This window comes from Bilophila sp. 4_1_30 (assembly GCF_000224655.1).
Taxonomy (GTDB): domain Bacteria; phylum Desulfobacterota; class Desulfovibrionia; order Desulfovibrionales; family Desulfovibrionaceae; genus Bilophila; species Bilophila wadsworthia.
This window is the reverse complement of record NZ_JH114232.1, coordinates 363,949-367,207: the sequence shown is the minus strand read 5'-3', so window position 1 is coordinate 367,207 and position 3,259 is coordinate 363,949. Positions and strand designations below refer to the sequence as shown.

3 protein-coding genes are annotated in these 3,259 nt (G+C 63.8%); all 3 read left to right on the top strand.

Annotation, left to right across the window (positions count from 1 at the left end; genetic code table 11):
* The first annotated feature begins 31 nt into the window (after nucleotides 1-31).
* The 3 genes from rfbG to HMPREF0178_RS08385 all read left to right on the top strand — a co-directional run bounded on the left by rfbG (nucleotide 32) and on the right by HMPREF0178_RS08385 (nucleotide 2,860).
* On the top strand, nucleotides 32-1,192 hold the full coding sequence (gene rfbG / locus HMPREF0178_RS08395) for a CDP-glucose 4,6-dehydratase (protein ID WP_009368323.1): 1,161 nt from the start codon (nucleotides 32-34) through the stop codon (nucleotides 1,190-1,192).
* Nucleotides 1,176-1,622, top strand: a complete 447-nt coding sequence (locus HMPREF0178_RS08390; RefSeq protein ID WP_009368322.1) for a dTDP-4-dehydrorhamnose 3,5-epimerase — start codon at nucleotides 1,176-1,178, stop codon at nucleotides 1,620-1,622. Before rfbG ends, HMPREF0178_RS08390 begins: the two co-directional genes overlap by 17 nt.
* A 107-nt stretch (nucleotides 1,623-1,729) precedes the next feature.
* Nucleotides 1,730-2,860 (top strand): DegT/DnrJ/EryC1/StrS aminotransferase family protein, encoded by a 1,131-nt coding sequence (locus tag HMPREF0178_RS08385; RefSeq protein WP_009368321.1) that lies wholly within the window; start codon nucleotides 1,730-1,732, stop codon nucleotides 2,858-2,860.
* The last annotated feature ends 399 nt before the right edge of the window (nucleotides 2,861-3,259 follow it).

Here is a 3,259-nt window from a genome sequence, read left to right as displayed (position 1 = left end):
GCGCGCGNGCATTCTCCCCCAAGGACAATCTATGTTTGGTCATATCTATGAAGGCCGCCGGGTGTTCGTCACCGGGCACACCGGATTCAAGGGTTCGTGGCTGACGGCGTGGCTGCTCCAGATGGGCGCGGAAGTCGCCGGTTTTTCGGACGCCGTGCCGACCGCCCCGTCGCATTTCGACGTGATCGGCCTTGGCGGGCGTATCCGCGACTACCGGGGCGACGTGCGTGACCGCAAGGCGCTCATCGAAGCCATGCGGGAGTTCAAACCTGAAATCGTGTTCCACTTGGCTGCGCAGGCACTTGTGCGCGCTTCTTACGACAACCCCGCCGACACCATCGAAGTCAACGCGATGGGCACGCTCAACGTGCTGGAAGCCGTGCGCGTGACGCCTTCGGTTGAGGCCGTGGTCAGCATCACCAGTGACAAGGCGTACCGCAACGACGAATGGGTGTGGGGCTATCGTGAAACCGACCATCTGGGCGGCTACGATCCCTACAGCGCTTCCAAGGGCTGCGCCGAGATCATCGCGCATTCCTATTTCAAATCGTTTTTCGGCGATCCGGTGAATACGCCATATTGCGCCACGACCCGCGCCGGAAACGTCATCGGCGGCGGCGACTGGGCGGCGGACCGCATCGTGCCCGACTGCGCCCGCGCGTGGAGCGAGGGCAGGGAAGTGGAAATCCGCAGCCCGCACGCCACCCGCCCGTGGCAGCATGTGCTGGAGCCGCTTTCCGGCTATCTGTGGCTCGGCGCGAAGCTGTTCGCCGCGCACCGCGACGCCGTGAAGTCGGGCAAGGGCGACGGCTGCCATGAAGGTTTCAGGCTCGACGGCGAAGCGTTCAACTTCGGGCCTTCTTCCGACGCCAGCCACACCGTAGCCGACGTGGTCCAGTCGCTGGAAAGCCAGTGGTCCGGGTTCGGCAGCAAGATGGATCTGGCGGGGCAGGCCGGGATGAAGGAATGCACCCTGCTCAAGCTGTGCTGCGACAAGGCGCTGGCCTGCCTCAATTGGCGCGCCACGCTGGATTTCGACACGACCATGCAGTTCACCGCCAAGTGGTACGAAGTGTTTTACAGGGAACAGGGCGCGGACATTTACGCGTTCACGCAATCGCAGATTCAGGATTACTGCCGCAAGGCCGCCGCGTTGGGGCTGCCGTGGAGTTCCGATGGAATCCGTTATTAACGACGTCGAATTGCAGGATCTGGCCGTCATCCCCACAGACGGCGGCCCGGTCATGCACATGATGCGCCCGGCCTCCCCGCTGTTCGGAGAGATCGGGGAAGTGTACTTTTCCGAAGTGGAGCCGGGATGCGTGAAGGCATGGAAATGCCATACGCGCCAGACGCAGCGTTTTGCCGTGCCTGTGGGGCAACTGAAGATTGTCCTGTATGACGACCGCCCCGAGTCCCCGACGCGCGGGCGGATCATGGAAGTGCTGCTCGGCAGGCCGGACAACTACGCGCTGCTGCAAATCCCGCCGCGTGTCTGGTACGGCTTTACGGCGGCGGGGAGCGTTCCTGCGGTTATCTGCAACTGCCCGGACATCCCGCACGATCCGGCGGAAGGGCTCCGTAAGGACGTCGATTCGCGGGATATCCCCTATCATTGGTAACACGTCAGGGCAGGGTTTTCCTGCCCCTTTTTCTGGCGTCCGCCACACGGCGCCGACCTATGCGCCCGCCGCACGGCGGGGCAGGGGGGGAACCCCCGGAGACTGACATGAGCATGAGACTTTCCCGTTCCATCGTTGGCGAGGCCGAAGCCGAGGCCGTGCGCCGAGTCATCTGTGAAGACGGCTACCTGGGTATCGGCAAGGAAGTGCAGCAATTTGAGGCTGATGTGGCGGCTTGTCTGGGCGTGCCCGCGAGCTGGGTCATTTCCGCCAATACCGGGACAGCCGCCCTGCACCTGGCTGTCGAGGCCGTGCTCGGGCACGGGAGCGGCGCGGAAGTGCTGGTGCCTTCGCTGACGTTCGTGGCGTCCTTTCAGGCTATCAGCGGGGCCGGGGCCGTCCCTGTGGCCTGTGATGCGCGCCTTGATACGGCGACCATCGATCTCGCCGATGCGGAAAGGCGCCTTACCCCCCGCACCAAGGCCATCATGCCGGTGCACTACGCGAGCAACCCGGTCGATCTGGACGGCGTGTATGCGTTTGCGGAAAAGCACGGCCTGCGGGTCATCGAAGATGCCGCCCATGCGTTCGGATGCCTGTACAAGGGCCGCAAGATCGGCAGCTTCGGGGATGTGGCCTGTTTCAGCTTTGACGGCATCAAGAACATCACCTGCGGCGAAGGCGGCTGCATCGTGACCTCGGATGAGGCCGTGGCCGAAGCCGCGCGCGACGGGCGTCTGCTTTCCGTGGAAAAGGACACCGAAAAGCGTTTCTCCGGACAGCGCAGCTGGGAGTTCGACGTGGAGCGGCAGGGCTGGCGTTACCACATGAGCAACATCATGGCGGCCATCGGGCGGGTGCAGCTGACCCGGCTGGACGGCGAATTCGCCCCCAAGCGCCGCGAGCTTGCCGATCTGTACCGCGAACGGCTCTCCGGCGTGCCCGGCGTGGCGTTGCTCACGGCGGAGCCCGAAGCGTGGATCGTGCCGCACATTTTCCCGGTACGCATCCTGAACGGACGCCAGCATGATGTCATCGGCGCGCTGGACGCCAAGGGTATTCCCACGGGCCAGCATTACAAGCCGAACCATTTGTTGTCGCTGTACGGCGGGGGCAAGCCGTCTCTGCCCGTGACCGAGCAATTGCACGGCGAGCTGTTGACGTTGCCCCTGCATCCCGGCCTGAGCCGGGAGGATGTCGAGGCTGTTTGCGCTGGGATCATCGAAGCGGTGAAGTAGCGGGGATGCCGCCGTGGGATGCCTCCGGCGGCAAGGGGTCCCGCCCCTTGACCCCGCCGGGGGGAATGATTCCCCCCGGACCCCCTCAGTGCGGCCCCTGCTCCTGAACGCCCGGTGCTGCGCTTGTGTGTTCAGGAGCAGGGGCCGATATTGCGCGTCAATAGGCTCTCTGCTGTAAAAACGGGATACGGACGGGAAAACGGGTCGGAAAAATTTTTTAAAGGGCTGAAAAGGCGATTGTGCGCGTCGTTTTTTTGACGCCCTTCGAGTTTTTGTGGACGGCGCTGCCGGGAAACTGTTTTCCGGGGTAAGCCGCTGGGCCGCCCCACACTCCGTTCGCCCCACTTACGAAAGTCTTTGGGGAGGAAGGGGGAGGGGGAAGGAGGCCTTCTGGAGAAA